Annotated in this window: 9 protein-coding genes; all 9 read left to right on the top strand. The window is 69.4% G+C overall.

Annotation, left to right across the window (positions count from 1 at the left end; all coding sequences use genetic code 11):
• Positions 1–49: 49 nt before the first annotated feature.
• Positions 50–1,402 carry an RICIN domain-containing protein gene (locus ABZ860_RS42420; protein WP_357232394.1) on the top strand — a complete coding sequence of 451 codons (1,353 nt, stop codon included), beginning with the start codon at positions 50–52 and terminating at the stop codon, positions 1,400–1,402.
• 131 nt (positions 1,403–1,533) lie between these two features.
• Complete coding sequence (locus ABZ860_RS42425; RefSeq protein ID WP_357232397.1) at positions 1,534–4,419, top strand: lectin; 2,886 nt, start codon at positions 1,534–1,536, stop codon at positions 4,417–4,419.
• A gap of 117 nt (positions 4,420–4,536) precedes the next feature.
• Positions 4,537–6,357 carry a ThuA domain-containing protein gene (locus ABZ860_RS42430; protein WP_357232400.1) on the top strand — a complete coding sequence of 607 codons (1,821 nt, stop codon included), beginning with the start codon at positions 4,537–4,539 and terminating at the stop codon, positions 6,355–6,357.
• A 734-nt stretch (positions 6,358–7,091) separates the two neighbouring features.
• Positions 7,092–8,516: a sugar ABC transporter ATP-binding protein gene (locus ABZ860_RS42435; protein ID WP_357232403.1), complete on the top strand. Its 1,425-nt coding sequence runs from the start codon at positions 7,092–7,094 to the stop codon at positions 8,514–8,516.
• The gene (locus ABZ860_RS42440; protein WP_357232406.1) at positions 8,513–9,514 is read left to right on the top strand and encodes an ABC transporter permease; all 1,002 of its coding nucleotides are present in this window, start codon (positions 8,513–8,515) and stop codon (positions 9,512–9,514) included. Before ABZ860_RS42435 ends, ABZ860_RS42440 begins: the two co-directional genes overlap by 4 nt.
• Positions 9,511–10,443 carry an ABC transporter permease gene (locus ABZ860_RS42445; RefSeq protein WP_357232409.1) on the top strand — a complete coding sequence of 311 codons (933 nt, stop codon included), beginning with the start codon at positions 9,511–9,513 and terminating at the stop codon, positions 10,441–10,443. The genes ABZ860_RS42440 and ABZ860_RS42445 overlap by 4 nt, the downstream gene beginning before the upstream one ends.
• Positions 10,444–10,456: 13 nt before the next feature.
• Positions 10,457–11,668, top strand: a complete 1,212-nt coding sequence (locus ABZ860_RS42450; protein ID WP_357232412.1) for a substrate-binding domain-containing protein — start codon at positions 10,457–10,459, stop codon at positions 11,666–11,668.
• Complete coding sequence (locus ABZ860_RS42455) at positions 11,665–12,516, top strand: sugar phosphate isomerase/epimerase family protein (protein ID WP_357232415.1); 852 nt, start codon at positions 11,665–11,667, stop codon at positions 12,514–12,516. Before ABZ860_RS42450 ends, ABZ860_RS42455 begins: the two co-directional genes overlap by 4 nt.
• Before the next feature lie 71 nt (positions 12,517–12,587).
• Positions 12,588–15,982 (top strand): ThuA domain-containing protein (locus ABZ860_RS42460; RefSeq protein WP_357232418.1); only part of this gene is annotated, 3,395 nt, incomplete at its 3' end.

A 15,982-nucleotide genomic window follows, 5' to 3' on the forward strand; every position in this document is an offset into this window, starting at 1 on the left:
ACAGGAAGTCCCGGGGACGGCTCCACACCGAGCCGTCCACGCGCACCCCATGAGACCGCCACGCCCGCGCACCCGAATCCTCGCCTGGATCGTGGCCGCCCTCCTGGTGACCGCCGGCCTGGCGGCAGGACCGTCCGCCGCATCCGCGGCGGGCAACCCCTACGAGCGCGGGCCCTCCCCCACCGCGGCGAGCATCGCCGCGGACCGCGGTCCTTTCGCCACCGCCCAGGTGACCGTCCCCAGGGGCAACGGCTTCGGCGGCGGGGTCATCTACTACCCGACCGACACCAGCCAGGGCACTTTCGGCGCCATCGCGATCGCCCCCGGCTTCAGCACCGCCTGGAGCTACTACGCCTGGCAGGGCCCGAGACTCGCCTCGTTCGGCTTCGTCGTGATCGGGATCGAGACCAACACTCTCAACGACTACGCCGACGCGCGGGCCACGCAGTTGCTCGCCGCCCTGGACTACCTGGTCAACAGCAGCCCGGTGCGTGACCGGGTCGATCGCGACCGGCTGGCGGTGGGCGGACACTCCATGGGCGGCGGAGGCGCACTCCTCGCGGCCACCCAGCGGCCCTCGCTCCTGACCGCGGTCGGACAGGCGCCCTACGTGCCCAACGGCAATCTGTCGGGCATCAAGAGCCCCACGATCATCTTCGCCGGCCAGGCCGACGGAACGGTGACCCCGCAGTACGCCCAGAACGCCTACAACACCATTCCCGCCGACGTCGAGCGCGCGTACGTCGAGATCGCCAACGAGGGCCACGGCTTCCCCGCCGGCGGCGGCGGGGGCAACTCCGGTGCCTTCGCCCGCACGATGATGGTCTGGCTGAAGCTGTTCATCGACAAGGACACCCGTTACGCGCCGTTCCTGTGCCCGACGCTGTCCAACGCGAACGGCATCTCCAAGTACATGGCCAGCTGCCCGCTCGACCCGCCCGGAGGCGGCCCGACGGCCAGCCCCACGGCCAGCCCGACGGCGACTCCGAGCTCGACTCCGACAGGTCCTCCGCCGGCGACGAGTGCCCTGAAGGGTGTGGCGTCGGGGCGGTGCCTGGACGTCAGCGGGGCGTCGCAGGCCAACGGCGCCCTGGCGCAGATCTGGGACTGCAACGGCCAGGCCAACCAGCAGTGGACCACCACCAGCGCCGGTGAACTGCGCGTCTACGGCAACAAGTGCCTGGACGTCAACGGCGGCGCCACGGCCGACGGCACCAGCGTGATCATCTGGGACTGCAACGGCCAGAACAATCAGAAATGGCGCCTCAATTCCGACGGAAGCATCACCGCCGTCGGCGCGAACAAGTGCCTGGACGTCAACGGCGGCGGCACCGCCAACGGCACCAAGGTGCTGATCTGGACCTGCCACGGCGGCACCAACCAGAAATGGACCCGCGTCTGACGGCGTCCTCGTCGTCCGACCGGATGAGGGAACCAGAGGCGGCACCCCTCTGAGCACGAAGCAGAACTCCGGCAACAGCGCGGCGGCGCGCGCTCTGCCCTAACTGATCTTGACTGTCAGGAAGGAAACCGATGTCCCGACGTCCGTGGCTCACAACGCTGACCACGATGGCGCTGATCACTTCCGGAGCCTTGGCGCTCACCTCCGCTCCGGCGAACGCGCTGACCATCCCGGCGTCCGACTACCAGCAGGTGTCGCTCGCGTCGGGCGGCTCGGAGCTGGGTGAGGCGATGTCGCTGGCCGTGATGCCCAACCGGTCGGTCCTCCACACGGCCCGTGACGGCACGCTGCGCGTGACCGATGCCAACGGCAACACGAAGGTGGCCGGCAAGCTCAACGTCTACACCCACGACGAGGAGGGCCTTCAAGGTGTGGCGGTCGACCCGAACTTCGCGTCGAACCGCTACGTCTGGCTCTACTACTCGCCACGGCTCAGCACTCCGACCGGTGACGCGCCCAGCAACGGCACCCAGTCGCAGTTCGACCAGTGGAAGGGGCACCTGAACCTGTCCCGCTTCACACTGAAGTCCGACGACACGCTCGACATGAGCAGTGAGAAGGTCGTGCTGGAGGTGCCGAACGACCGGGGGATGTGCTGCCATGTGGGCGGCGACATCGACTTCGACGCCGCCGGCAACCTGTATCTGACCACCGGCGACGACAGCAACCCGTTCGAATCGGCCGGGTATTCGCCGCTGGACGAGCGCACCGACCGCAACCCCCAGTACGACGTGCAGCGCACGGCGGCCAACACCAACGACCTGCGCGGCAAGCTGCTGCGGATCAAGCCGCAGCCGGACGGCACCTACACGATCCCCAGCGGGAACCTTTTCCCCCCGGGGACGGCGAAGACGCGGCCGGAGATCTACGCGATGGGCCTGCGCAACCCGTTCCGGATGAGCGTGGACAAGGCCACCGGCGTCGTCTACCTGGGCGACTACGGGCCGGACGCGGGGTCGACCAACTCCAACCGCGGGCCGCAAGGGCAGGTGGAGTTCAACCGGATCACCAGCGCCGGGAACTACGGGTGGCCGTACTGCACCGGGTCCAACAGCACGAACGAGACCTACAACGAGTGGAACTTCGCCACCAACAGCACGGGGCCGAAGTACAACTGCTCGGGCGGGCCGACCAACAACTCCTTCCGCAACACCGGGCTGACCACGCTGCCGGCGGCCAAGCCGGCATGGATCAGGTACGGAGGGGACGCCGGTTCGCCGCCGGAGTTCGGCTCCGGGTCGGAGTCGCCGATGGGCGGCCCGGTCTACCGCTACGACCCGAACCTGAACTCCTCCGTCAAGTTCCCGCAGGCGCTCGACGGGCGGTTCTTCGCCGGTGAGTACGGTCGCCGCTGGATCAAGGCGATCGAGGTCAAGTCAGACGGCGCCTACGGGGAGATCTCCGCCTTCCCCTGGAGCGGCACCCAGGTGATGGACATGGCCTTCGGTCCCGACGGCGCCCTCTACGTGCTCGACTACGGCACCGGAAGCAACAATCAGGCGTTGTATCGGATCGAGTACATCGGCAAGGCCAACCGCAACCCGATCGCCAAGGCCTCCGCCGACAAGACCTCGGGCCCGGCTCCGCTGACCGTGAGCTTCTCCTCCGCGGGCAGTTCCGACCCCGAGGGCGGTGCGCTGACGTACTCCTGGAACTTCGGCGACGGCACCACCTCCACGGCGGCCAACCCGAGCAAGACCTACACCACGGACGGCACCTACACCGCCACCCTCACCGTCCGTGACCCGCAGGGGCTGACCGGCACGGCGAGTGTGACCGTGAACGTGGGCAACACCGCGCCGTCGGTCACGCTCACCTCGCCGGTGGAGGGGCAGTTGTTCTCCTTCGGAGACACGGTGCCCTTCCAGGTCGCCGTGTCCGACCCCGAGGACGGCACCATCGACTGCTCGACGGTGACCGTCACCTACTTCCTCGGGCACGACAGCCACGCCCATCAGATCACCTCCAAGTCCGGGTGTTCCGGGTCGATCGCGGTGCCGGTCGACGGTGAGCACGACTCGGCGGCCAACATCTACGGGGTGCTGCAGGCGTCCTACACCGACAAGGGCGGCCTCACCACCACCGTCGTCCGGACGCTGCAGCCGCGGCACCGCCAGGCCGAGCACTTCGGCGCCCAGCAGGGCGTGCAGACGGCCGACCACACCACCGCCGAGGGCGGCAAGACCGTCGGCTTCACCGACGACGGCGACTGGATCTCCTTCCAGCCCTACAACCTGAGCAACGCGACGAAGATCACCGCGCGAGTGTCGTCCGGTGGCGTGGGCGGCCGGCTGGAGGTGCGGGCGGGCTCCGCGACCGGCACGCTGCTGGGTACGGTGAACGTGGCGGCCACCGGCGGCTGGGAGACCTTCACCGACGTGTCGGCGAACCTCAGCGGCGCGCCGTCCGGCACGACGACGCTCTACCTGGTCTTCCGCGGCGCGACAGGACAGGGCTACCTGTTCGATCTGGACGCCTTCACCTTCGACACCGGCACGTCGTCCTCCCCGTCCCCCTCCCCGTCGCCCTCTCCATCAGCCTCCCCGTCCCCTTCTCCGTCGCCCTCGGCGAGCACGAGTGCGCTGAAGGGTGTGGCGTCGGGGCGGTGCCTGGACGTCAACGGCGCCTCCCAGGCCAACGGCGCCCTGGCGCAGATCTGGGACTGCAACGGCCAGCCCAACCAGCAGTGGACCACCACCAGCGCCGGTGAACTGCGCGTCTACGGCAACAAGTGCCTCGACGTCAACGGCGGCAGCACGGCCGACGGCGCCAGCGTGATCATCTGGGACTGCAACGGGCAGAACAACCAGAAGTGGCGCCTGAACTCCGACGGAAGCATCACCGCCGTCGGCGCGAACAAGTGCCTGGACGTCAACGGCGGCGGCACCGCCAACGGCGCCAAGGTGCTGATCTGGACGTGCAACGGCCAGAACAACCAGAAGTGGACCCGCGTCTGACGCCATCCCAGAGGCCACTCCCCACCATCCGATCCACCATTTGATGCGACGCCCGGCACGGCCCCGCCCTCGACCAGAGAAGGGGGCCGCGCCGGGCGCCGCGACGGAAGGACACCCATGCTGCGACATCTGACCCCCGCCGCGCTCGGGCGCGTCGCGGGGAGCGACCGGAAGACATCCGTGCTGCGACGCCTGTCGGTGACCGCGGTGGCGCTCACCGCCGCCGCCGCGACAGTGATCCCCGCCATTCCCGCCCACGCCGCCGCCTTCAAGGTGCTGGTCTTCTCCAAGACGGCCGCGTTCCGGCACGACTCCATTCCCGCCGGCATCCAGGCCATCCGCGAACTGGGCGCCGCCAACGACTTCGCCGTGGACGCCACGGAGGACGCGAACGCGTTCACCTCGGGCAACCTCGCGCAGTACAAGGCCGTGGTGTTCCTCAGCACCACCGGCGACGTGCTGAACGCCTCCCAGCAGACCGCCTTCCAGTCGTACATCGACGGCGGAGGCGGCTACGTGGGGGTGCATTCGGCCGCCGACACCGAGTACGACTGGCCCTACTACGGGCAGCTGATGGGGGCCTGGTTCAACAACCACCCGGCCATCCAGCAGGCGACCGTACGGAACGAGGACCGTGCGCACGCGGCCACGGCCCATCTCGGCCAGACCTGGACACGCACCGACGAGTGGTACAACTACCGCACCAACCCGCGCGCCAACGTGCACGTGCTGCAGAGCCTGAACGAGAGCAGCTACAGCGGCGGGAACATGGGCGACCACCCGATCACCTGGTGCCACCCGCAGGCGTCCGGCCGGTCGTTCTACACCGGTCTCGGGCACACCCAGGAGTCGTACGCCGATTCCAACTTCCGCACCCTGCTGCTCGGCGGCATCCGCTACGCGGCCAAGGCCACGAACGCCGACTGCCGTCCCGAGACCGGCTACACGACCCTGTACAACGGGTCGACCACCGGCTGGACGCAGGCCGGGCCCGGCTCGTTCGCCAACAGCGACGCCACGCTGACCTCCCAGGGCGGCATGGGCATGCTGTGGTACAACGCCAAGGAGTTCGGCTCCTACTCCCTCAAGCTCGACTGGAAGCTGACCGGCGACTCCAACTCCGGCGTGGTCGTCGGGTTCCCGGCCACCAGCGACCCCCAGACGGCCCTCGACACCGGGTACGAGGTCCAGATCGACGCCACCGACACCGCGGACAAGACGACCGGGGCGATCTACGGCTTCCAGTCGGCCGACCTCGCCGCACGTGACGCGGCGCTGAACCCGCCGGGTCAGTGGAACACCTACGAACTGCTCGTCCAGGGAGAGCGGCTGCAGGTGTTCCTCAACGGCACCAAGATCAATGATTTCACGAACACGGACCCGGCCCGATCCCTGCAACAGGGGTACATCGGCATCCAGAACCACGGGTCCGGCGACGTGGTGTCGTTCCGAAACATCCGGGTCAAGGAACTGAGCGGCCCATCGACCTCCCCGTCCCCCTCGCCGTCGCCGTCCCCCTCGCCCTCCCCCTCCGCGTCGCCGTCGCCGCCTGCGGGTGGCACGACCGCGCTGCGGGGTGTGGCGTCGGGCCGGTGCCTGGACGTCAACGGCGCCTCCCAGGCCAACGGCGCCCAGGCGCAGATCTGGGACTGCAACGGGCAGAACAACCAGAAGTGGACGTCCACCAGTGCCAGTGAGTTGCGGGTGTACGGCAACAAGTGCCTGGACGTGAACGGCGCCGGCACCGCCGACGGCACGAGCGTGATCATCTGGGACTGCAACGGGCAGAACAACCAGAAGTGGCGCTTCAACTCCGACGGCAGCATCACCGCCGTCGGCGCGAACAAGTGCCTGAACGTCAGCGGCACCGCCAACGGCACGAAGGCGCAGATCTGGACGTGCAACGGCCAGAACAACCAGAAGTGGACCCGCGTCTGAGGCCATCCGTCCCACCGGGAGCGGCGGGGTACTCCGGGGTCCCACCCCGCCTCGCCGCACCCGGCATCACGTCCGGCGCGGCCCTGATCGGGGGCCGCGCCGGCTTTTTTCTCAGTACGGATGGCGTGCTGATTCGGCGGTTTTTCGGCTGATGGCGGTGAAAGTCCCTTTCGCCGGGCCAGGAGTATGCGACTCTCCGCCTGAGGAGAGGGCCCCCATGTAGGACAAGGAGCACGACACTCCCTCGACATGGATGTGAAAGTTTCATACTCATTTGCTCCCAATCCTTGGATACAAGACCTCCACTCCTCGTGGACTTTGAGGGCATTGGGACGCTACGGCACGGTCATTTTCCTGTGAGAGGGCAACTTCCGTAGGAAGATGGCGAAACTGTGCCGAGACGCGAGAGAAGAAGTCACCTCAGGCAAGTAAATAAGCGTGCTTGACACCAGAAGTTTGGTAGACCTATTTTCTTCCCGAATCGCTTCGACCGCTCCCGCCGGACCAGGTTGAAACTCCGCCCGAGTCACACCCCGTCCACCGGAGCGGAACGCGCGTCGGCCGGCCGCCGGGCCCTCCTCCCCGGCGACCGGCCCGGTGAGCCGCACGCCGGGCCCGGCACGACTTCCACCCCCTTAGGAGATCCCCGTGCATGAGTCATCACCCCGTACGGCGCGGAGACTCGTCCCGGCCGGCCCGGCGTCACGTCTCGACGGGCGGGCCGCGTGCTGAAGATGACCGGCATCGGAAAAAGCTTCCTGGGCGTCCGGGTGCTCGACGGGGTCGACCTGGAGGCGTCCGCGGGCGAGGTCCACGCGGTGGTGGGAGAGAACGGCGCCGGCAAGTCGACGCTCATGAAGATCCTCGCCGGGGTGCACGCTCCGGACGAGGGGACGATCGAGATCGACGGCCGCAGCGTGGCGTTCGGGCACCCGATCGAGGCGCAGCGGGCCGGGGTGGCGATCATCTACCAGGAGCTCACCCTGCTGCCGGAGCGGACGGTGGCCGAGAACGTCTTCCTCGGCCGGGAACCCGTGCGGCGGGGGCTGGTCGACCGGGCGGCGATGGAGTCGGCGACCGGTGAGCTGCTGAGCTCGCTCGGCGAGGAGTCGTTCGGGCCGCGCGATCTCGTCCGGCGGCTCTCGGTGGCGCAGCAGCAGGTCGTCGAGATCGCCAAGGCGCTGTCGCTGAACGCCCGGATCGTGGTGATGGACGAGCCGACCGCCGCGCTGGCCGACCACGAGGTGGAGCTGCTCTACACCCTGGTGCGGCGGCTCACCGGGCGCGGCATCGCGGTTCTGTACATCTCCCACCGGCTCCCCGAGATCTTCGAACTCGCCGACCGGATCACCGTGCTCAAGGACGGTGCCCGGGTCACCACCGCGGAGGCCTCGAGCCTGGACACCGCGACCCTGGTCCGCCTGATGGTCGGCCGGGAGCTGGACTCCTACTACCCGCCCCGGGCGGCGGAGCCGCCCGGGGAGGTGATGCTGAGCGTGCGCGGCGGGGGCAACGCCCGCCTGCACGGCATCGACCTCGACCTGCGCGCCGGGGAGATCGTCGGGGTGGCCGGGCTGCAGGGCTCGGGCCGCACCGAGCTGGCCAAGGCGCTGTTCGGCGCGGAGCCCTTCACCAGCGGCGAGATGACGCCCTGCCGGCCCCGCTCGGTCCGCGAGGGCATCGCGGCGGGCATCGGCCTGGTCACCGAGGACCGCAAGGCCGAAGGGCTCCTGCTGAACCAGCACGTGCGTGACAACGCCCTGCTCGTCGCCCGGGCCGCCGGGAGGCGCCGGCCCGGGATCGAGCGGCTGCTCGAGCGCGTGCGGCTCACCCCGCCCCGGCCCACCCAGGAGGTCCGGCTGCTGTCCGGGGGCAACCAGCAGAAGGTCGTGCTGGCCAAGTGGATGACGGTCGCGCCGCGCGTCCTGCTGTTCGACGAACCCACCCGCGGCGTCGACGTCGGCGCCAAGGCCGCCATCCACGAGCTGATGCGCGAACTCGCCCGTGACGGCACGGCCATCCTGATGATCTCCTCCGAGCTCCCCGAACTCATCGGCATGAGCGACCGCATCCTCGTGCTGCGGGACGGGCGCATAGCGGGAGAGCTGTCCGCCGGCGCCACCGAGGAGGCCGTGATGCACCTGGCGGCCGCGTCGTGACCCAGCAACTGAAGCTCCGGCGCGTCGCGGCCGGGGGCTCGTTCCTGCGGCGGCTGTCGGCCGACCGGCCCGCGCGTCCCGTCTACGTGGCGCTGGCCCTGCTCCTCGTGCTGGGCTGGCTGCTGTTCGCCCTGGACGGCGGACGGTTCCTCAGCCAGGAGAACATCGTCGGGATCCAGCAGCGATCGGCGGCGCTGGGCATCGTCGCGGTCGGTCAGACCCTGGTGATCCTGGCCGGGAGCCTGGACCTCTCGGTGGCCTACCTGATCAGCCTGACCTCGCTGGTCGCGGCCGAGATCATGGCGGGCGCCGACGGAGGCGTACCGGCCGCGGTGGCCGCGGTGCTGGCGGTGAGCGCGACAGTCGGCCTGGTGAACGGCCTGATCGTCACCAGGCTCCGGGTGCACGCCTTCATCGCCACGCTCGGGGTCGCGCTGATCATCAGAGGCACGCTGGACGAGCGGTACGACGGGCCGGCGGGCAGTGTGCCCGAGTCCTTCCAGCATCTCGGGTACGACCGCATCGGGCCGCTTCCGGTGTCGGCGCTGCTGTGGGCCGCGGTGGCGGCGTTCGCCTGGCTCCTGCTCAGCCGGACGCGGCTGGGCTACCGGATCTACGCGGTGGGCGGGGACGCCGAGGTCGCGCGGCTGTCGGGAGTGCGCACCGAGCGGGTCGTGGTCACCGCCCACGTGCTCTGCTCGGTCTGCGCCGGGATCGCCGGGTTGCTGCTCGCCTCCCGGCTCGGAGCCGGCGCGCCGACGGTCGGGACCGACGGCGGGTACGACCTGGAGTCGATCGCGGCGGTCGTGCTCGGCGGGACCGCCCTGGCCGGAGGCCGCGGCGGGGTCGCCGGGACCGTCGGCGGAGTTCTGCTCCTGGCCGTCCTCGACAGCATCTTCAACCAGCTCGAGGTCAACTCCTTCGCCAAGGACGTCGTGCGGGGCGTGGTCCTGGTGGCCGCCCTGGCGATCTACGCCCGCAGGAGGCGGTCCGCATGAGACGCGCGCTACCGATCTTCGTGGTGCTGGCCGGGCTGCTGGTCGCGATCGCGATCGCCAACCCGTACTTCCTGGAGCCGCCCGCCTTCCTCGCCTTCGTCAAACGGGCCGCGCCACTGGTGATCCTCGCGGCCGGGCAGTACTTCGTCATCGTGTCCGGCGAGTTCGACCTGTCGGTCGGCTCCCTCGTCACCGCCGAGGTGGTGATCGCCGCCCGGCTCATCGACGGCTCAGCGGCGGCGACCTGGCCCGTGCTGGCCCTGCTGATCGTTCTCGGACTGCTCACCGGGCTCGTCAACGGGACCGTCACCACCCTGCTCCGGGTCCCGTCGTTCATCACGACGCTCGGCATGCTGCTGATCCTCTCGGGAGCGATCTTCCTCTGGACGGGCGGCGCGCCCCGGGGCGCCCTGTCCCCGGAGTTCCGCGAGCTGGGCCGGGGAAGCCTGGGCCCGGTGCCCTGGTCGGTCTTCATCCTCGTCGCGGTGGCGGCCGCCGCGATCTGCGCGATGCGTGCCGGCTTCGGCCACACGCTGATAGCAGCCGGCGACAACGACCGGGCCGCCGCTCTGTCCGGTGTCCGGGTCGCCCGGGTGCGGACGGTGGCGTTCATGATCTCCGGGCTGTCCGCGGCGGTCGCCGCGATTTTGCTCGGTGGCTTCGCCGGGGTGTCCGCGCAGGTCGGCCAGGGCCTGGAGTTCCAGGCAATCACGGCTGTCGTGCTCGGCGGCGTGGCGCTCGGGGGCGGCCGCGGCTCCGTGGTCGCCGCTATGGCGGGCGCCTTCACCCTGGAGGCGCTGTTCACCCTGCTTAACCTGTACGGCATCTCGGGGGCGGTGGAGCCGGCCGTACAGGGCGTGATCATCATCGCCGCGGTGGCGCTGGGAGCGGTGAGCCTCCCACGCAGAAGAGCCGCGGCCGCATCGTGATGGAAGGACAACCATGCGTTCATATTCGCGGCGGCTCCTCGCCTCCGCCGCGCTGGCCGTGCTGACGCTGTCGGCGGCCGCGTGCACCAGCGACAAACCCGCGCCCTCCGCCTCCGCCGCGCCGGCCGGGTCCACCGGGTCGGAGGACAAGGGCACCGGAGCGCAGTCGAAGTTCTTCGTGCAGGCCGACTACGACGCCCAGATGGCGATGCGCCGGGCGCAGCCGACCGGCTCGCCGGACAAGCCGTGGGAACAGAGCATCGACCCGCAGCTCGTCGACACCGCCAAGTACAAGAAGGCGGGGCCGTATCACCTGTGCTTCTCCAACGCCGCCGTCAACAACCCCTGGCGGCAGGTCGGCTGGAAGACCATGCAGGCGGAGGTCGCCCTGCACAAGGAGATCGCCCGCTTCACCATGCTGGACGCCGAGGGCAAGGACGACAAGCAGATCTCCGACATCGCGGAGCTGCAGGGCAAGGGCTGCGACGCGCTGATCGTCTCCCCCAACACCACGGCCACGCTGACCCCCGCGGTGTCCGGGGCCTGCCCGAAGGTGCCGGTCATCGTGTTCGACCGGGGGGTTCAGACCGACTGCCCGGTCACCTTCATCAAGCCGATCGGCGGTTACGCCTTCGGCGCCGCGGCGGCCGAGTTCCTCATCGACAAGGTGCCCCCCGGCGGGAAGATCCTGGCGCTGCGCATCCTGCCCGGTGTGGACGTGCTGGAGACCCGGTGGTCGGCGGCGAAGATCGCGTTCGACAAGAGCGACCTCAAGGTCGTCGGCGTCGAGTTCACCGACGGCGACGCCGCGAAGACCAAGAGCGTCGTCAGCGACTACATCCAGCGCTACGGCAAGATCGACGGAGTCTGGATGGACGCGGGCGCCACGGCCGTCGCGGCCGTGGAAGCCTTCGAGGACGCGGGCCAGCCGGTGCCGCCGATCAACGGCGAGGACCAGCAGGACTTCCTGAAGAAGTGGAGCGACGCGAAGCTGACCGCCGTCGCTCCGACCTATCCGACCTACCAGTGGCGCACCCCCGTCATCGCGGCGCTCAAGATCCTCAAGGGTGAGCAGGTGCCGAAGGTCTGGAACCTTCCGCAACCGACGATCACCCAGGAGAACCTCGCCACCTACCTCAAGCCCGGCATGCCGCCGCTGCACTACGCCCTGTGCGGGTGCGAGAACCTGCCCGGCTACCCGCAGAAGTGGGGCGGCACGTCGTGATCGGAGTCAACACGTGGGTCTGGGTCTCGCCGCTCACCGACGAGTCCCTGGCCCTCCTCGCGCCGCGGATCGCGGGATGGGGATTCGACGTGGTCGAGCTGCCGGTCGAGCAGCCCGGCGACTGGGACCCCGGCAAAGCGGCGGCCCTCCTGGACGGGCTCGGCCTCGGCGCGTCGGTCGTGCTCACGATGCCACCGGGACGCGAGCTCGTCGGCGCCTCGGGGCAGAGCGTCCAGGAGACCCAGGACTACCTGCGGCACTGCGTGGACGTGGCGGTGACCGTGGGTGCGCCGGCGGTCAGCGGGCCCGCCTACGCCTCGGTCGGCCGGGCCTGGCGGATGAGCCCGGACGAGCGGCGCGCGATCTACGGCGAGCTGCGGGAGAACCTGAAGCCGGTCGTCGCCTACGCGGCCGAACGCGGAATCAGGATCGGCGTCGAACCGCTCAACCGCTACGAGACCAGCGTCATCAACACCGTCGAGCAGGCGCTCGACGCCCTCCCGGAGGAATGCGGGCTCGCTCTCGACACCTACCACCTGAACATCGAGGAGAAGGACCCCCTCGGGGCCGTCCGGCTGGCGGGCGCCAGGATCGCGCACCTCCAGGTCTGCGGAACCGACCGCGGTGCCCCCGGCAGCGACCACTTCGACTGGACGGGCTTCGCCGCGGCCGTCCGCGACGTGGGCTACACCGGCCCGCTCGTGATCGAGTCCTTCACCGCCGACAACAAGACCATCGCCACCGCCGCATCCATCTGGCGTCCCCTGGCCCCCAGCCAGGACGCCCTCGCCACCGACGGCCTCGCCTTCCTCCGCACCCTCGACCTGACCACCCGACCCTCCCCCTGAGCCGAGACGGCTCGCACCTTCGCACTCTTCGACTCCGACCGTTACCCGGTAACCCCCCCAGGAGATTTTTCATGCGAAGATCACGCCTGCTCCCCGCCCTGGCCGCGGCCCTGTTAGGGCTCCTGCTGTCCGCGGTGCCATTGGTGGCGCACGCGGCGGCGCCACAGTTCAAGGTGCTGCTGTTCAGCAAGACCGCGAGCGGCGCCTACCGGCACGACTCCATCTCCGCCGGCATCGCGATGTTCCAGCAGCTGGCGACGGACAACAACTTCCAGCTCGACGCGAGCGAGAACTCCTCCGTCTTCACCACGTCGAACCTCAACAACTACGACGCGGTGATCATGCTCCAGACGTCGGGCATGGTGTGGGACAACGACGCGCAGCGTCAGGCCATGCAGGCCTACGTGCGCAGCGGCCGCGGCGTCGTGGCGATCCACAACGCCGTCGACATGAACATCGAGTCGCAGTTCCCCTGGTGGGACCAGACCGTGCTGGCCGGCGCGCACATGACGCAGCACTCGTCGATCGTGCAGGGCACCGCCAAGGTCGCCGACAAGGTCCACCCCTCGACCAAGGGCCTGCCGGACCGGTGGACCCGCACCGAGGAGTGGTACAACTTCGACAAGAACATGCGCGGCTCGGTGCACGTGCTGGTCACCGCGGACGAGACCACCTATGACGCGGGCTCGTACAAGATGGGCGCCGACCACCCGATCTCCTGGTGTCACAACCCGGAGGGCGGCCGGGTGTGGGCCACCGCGATGGGCCATAACGCGTCCTCCTACTCCGAGCCGCTGTTCAAGCAGCACCTGCTGGGCGCGGTGAAGTGGGCGGCGGGCGCGGAGCCGGGCGACTGCGGTGGCACGATCTCGGCCCGCTTCCAGAAGGTGACCCTCGACGGCGCGCCGGACCAGCCGATGGAGCTGGACGTGGCCGCCGACGGCAGGGTCTTCTACATCTCGCGCTCCGGCAAGGTCAACCTGATCCCCGCGGGCGGCGGCAGCACGCGCGTCATCGGCACCCTGTCCGTGTACGACGGCGGCGAGGACGGCGGCATCGGGATCGCGCTCGACCCGAACTTCGCCACCAACGGCTGGATCTACATCAACTACTCGCCGTTGAACGGCGGCGAGGTGAACAGGGTCTCCCGGTTCACCTTCAACGGCACCAGCCTCGACCTGAGCAGCGAGAAGAAGATCATCGAGGTTCCGGCGTTCCGCAACGTCGACGAGCCGGGCCACACCGGCGGCTACATCGCGTTCGGCCCGGGCGGCAATCTCTACATCGCCCCGGGCGACGACACCAACCCCAACGCCTCCAGCGGCTACGCCCCGATCGACGAGCGGCCGGGCCGGGAGCACTACGACGCCCAGCGGTCCGCGGCCAACACCAACGACCTGCGCGGCAAGATCCTGCGCATCCACCCCGAGCCCGACGGCACCTACACGATCCCGTCCGGCAACATGTTCGCGCCGGGCACGGCCAAGACGCGGCCCGAGATCTACGCCATGGGCTTCCGCAACGCGTTCCGCTTCTCGGTCGACAAGGTCACCGGCTGGATCTCCGTGGGCGACTACGGGCCGGACGCGGGAGCGGCCAACGCCAACCGCGGCCCCGAGGGCACGGTCGAGTGGAACCTGATCAAGCAGCCCGGGTTCTACGGCTGGCCGTACTGCACCGGCAACAACACGCCGTTCAACGACTTCAACTTCGCCACCAACACCTCGGGGGCGAAGTTCAACTGCTCGGCGCCGGTCAACGACTCGCCCAACAACACCGGCCTGACCAACCTGCCGGCGGCCAAGCCCGCGACCGTGTGGTACAACTACCACGCCTCGGCCGAGTTCCCCGAAATCAACTGCTGCGGCGGCGCGGCCCCCATGGGTGGCCCGTTCTACCGCTACGACGCGGCCAGCGCCTCCGACCGCAAGTTCCCGGAGTACTTCGACGGCGCGACGTTCTTGTACGAATGGAGCCGCAACTTCGTCAAGGAGATGCGCCTCGACTCCTCCGGCAACCTCCTGAAGATCAACCCGTTCGTGGCGAACATCGCCCCGCACGCGCCGATCGACATGAAGTTCGGCCCCGACGGCGCGCTGTACATGGCCGACTGGGGTAACGGCTTCGGCCACGAGAACACCGATGACAGCATCTACCGGATCGACTACGTGGTCGGGAACCGCGCTCCCGTCGCCAAGGCCAGCGCCAACCCCGACTCGGGCGCCGCGCCGCTGACGGTGGCGTTCTCCTCGGCCGGCTCGTCCGACCCCGACGGCGACGCGATCACCTACAGCTGGGATTTCGGTGACGGCGGGACCTCCACCAGCGCCAACCCGTCCCACACCTACAACGCCAACGGCACCTACAACGTCAAGCTGACCGTACGGGATGCGAGCGGGAAGACGGGCAGTGTCACGCTGCCCATCGTCGTCGGCAACACCCGTCCCAAGGTCGTCTTCTCGGCTCCGCCGGACGGCGGGTTCATCGACTTCGGCGACCGGGTGTCCTACACGGTGAACGTCACCGACCCCGAGGACGGCACCGTCGACTGCACCAAGGTCAATGTGTTCACCGCGCTCGGCCACGACCAGCACGCGCACGACACCGGCCAGTACACCGGCTGCTCCGGGACGGTCTCGACCACGGCCTCCGGCCATGACGAGGCCTCCAACGTCTACTACGTCCTGGGCGCGGACTACACCGACAAGGGTGGTCTGAAGGGCAGCGCCGGCATCACCCTGCAGCCCAAGCACAAGCAGGCCGAGCACTTCACCGGCTCGTCCGGTATCCGGGTCGTCGACGAGCCCGGGGCCGAGGGCGGCAGGCGCGTCGGCGACGTCTCCGACAACGACTGGATCTCCTTCACGCCGATCAACCTGTCCGGGATCGACTCGGTGTCCTTCCGTGTCTCGGCGCCGTCCAACACCGGGGCGTCCATCGAGCTGCACGCCGACTCGCCGACCGGGACGCTCATCGCCTCCAGCGCCGTGCCGGCGACCGGAGGATGGAACACCTACGTGTCCCTTCCGGCGGTGCGGGTCACCGACCCCGGTGGCACCCGCAATCTCTACGTCGTGTTCAAGGCGCCCTCGGCGAACGCGTTCGACGTCGACTCGTTCACCTTCGTCGGCAAGGGTGTCGGACAGGCAGGCGGGTCCCCCTCGCCCTCCCCGTCGCCGTCCGCCTCCCCGTCCCCGTCGCCGTCCCCGTCGCCGTCCCCGTCGCCGTCCCCGTCGTCGCCGTCGGGCAGCACCAGCGCCCTCAGGGGTGTGGGGTCGGGGCGGTGCCTGGACGTCAACGGCGCCTCGCAGGCCAACGGCGCCCAGGCGCAGATCTGGGACTGCAACGGCCAGCCCAACCAGCAGTGGACCACCACCAGCGCCGGTGAACTGCGCGTCTACGGCAACAAGTGCCTCGACGTCAACGGCGGCAGCACGGCCGACGGCGCCAGCGTGATCATCTGGGA

It is taken from the genome of Microbispora sp. NPDC046973 (assembly GCF_040644495.1).
GTDB lineage: Bacteria > Actinomycetota > Actinomycetes > Streptosporangiales > Streptosporangiaceae > Microbispora.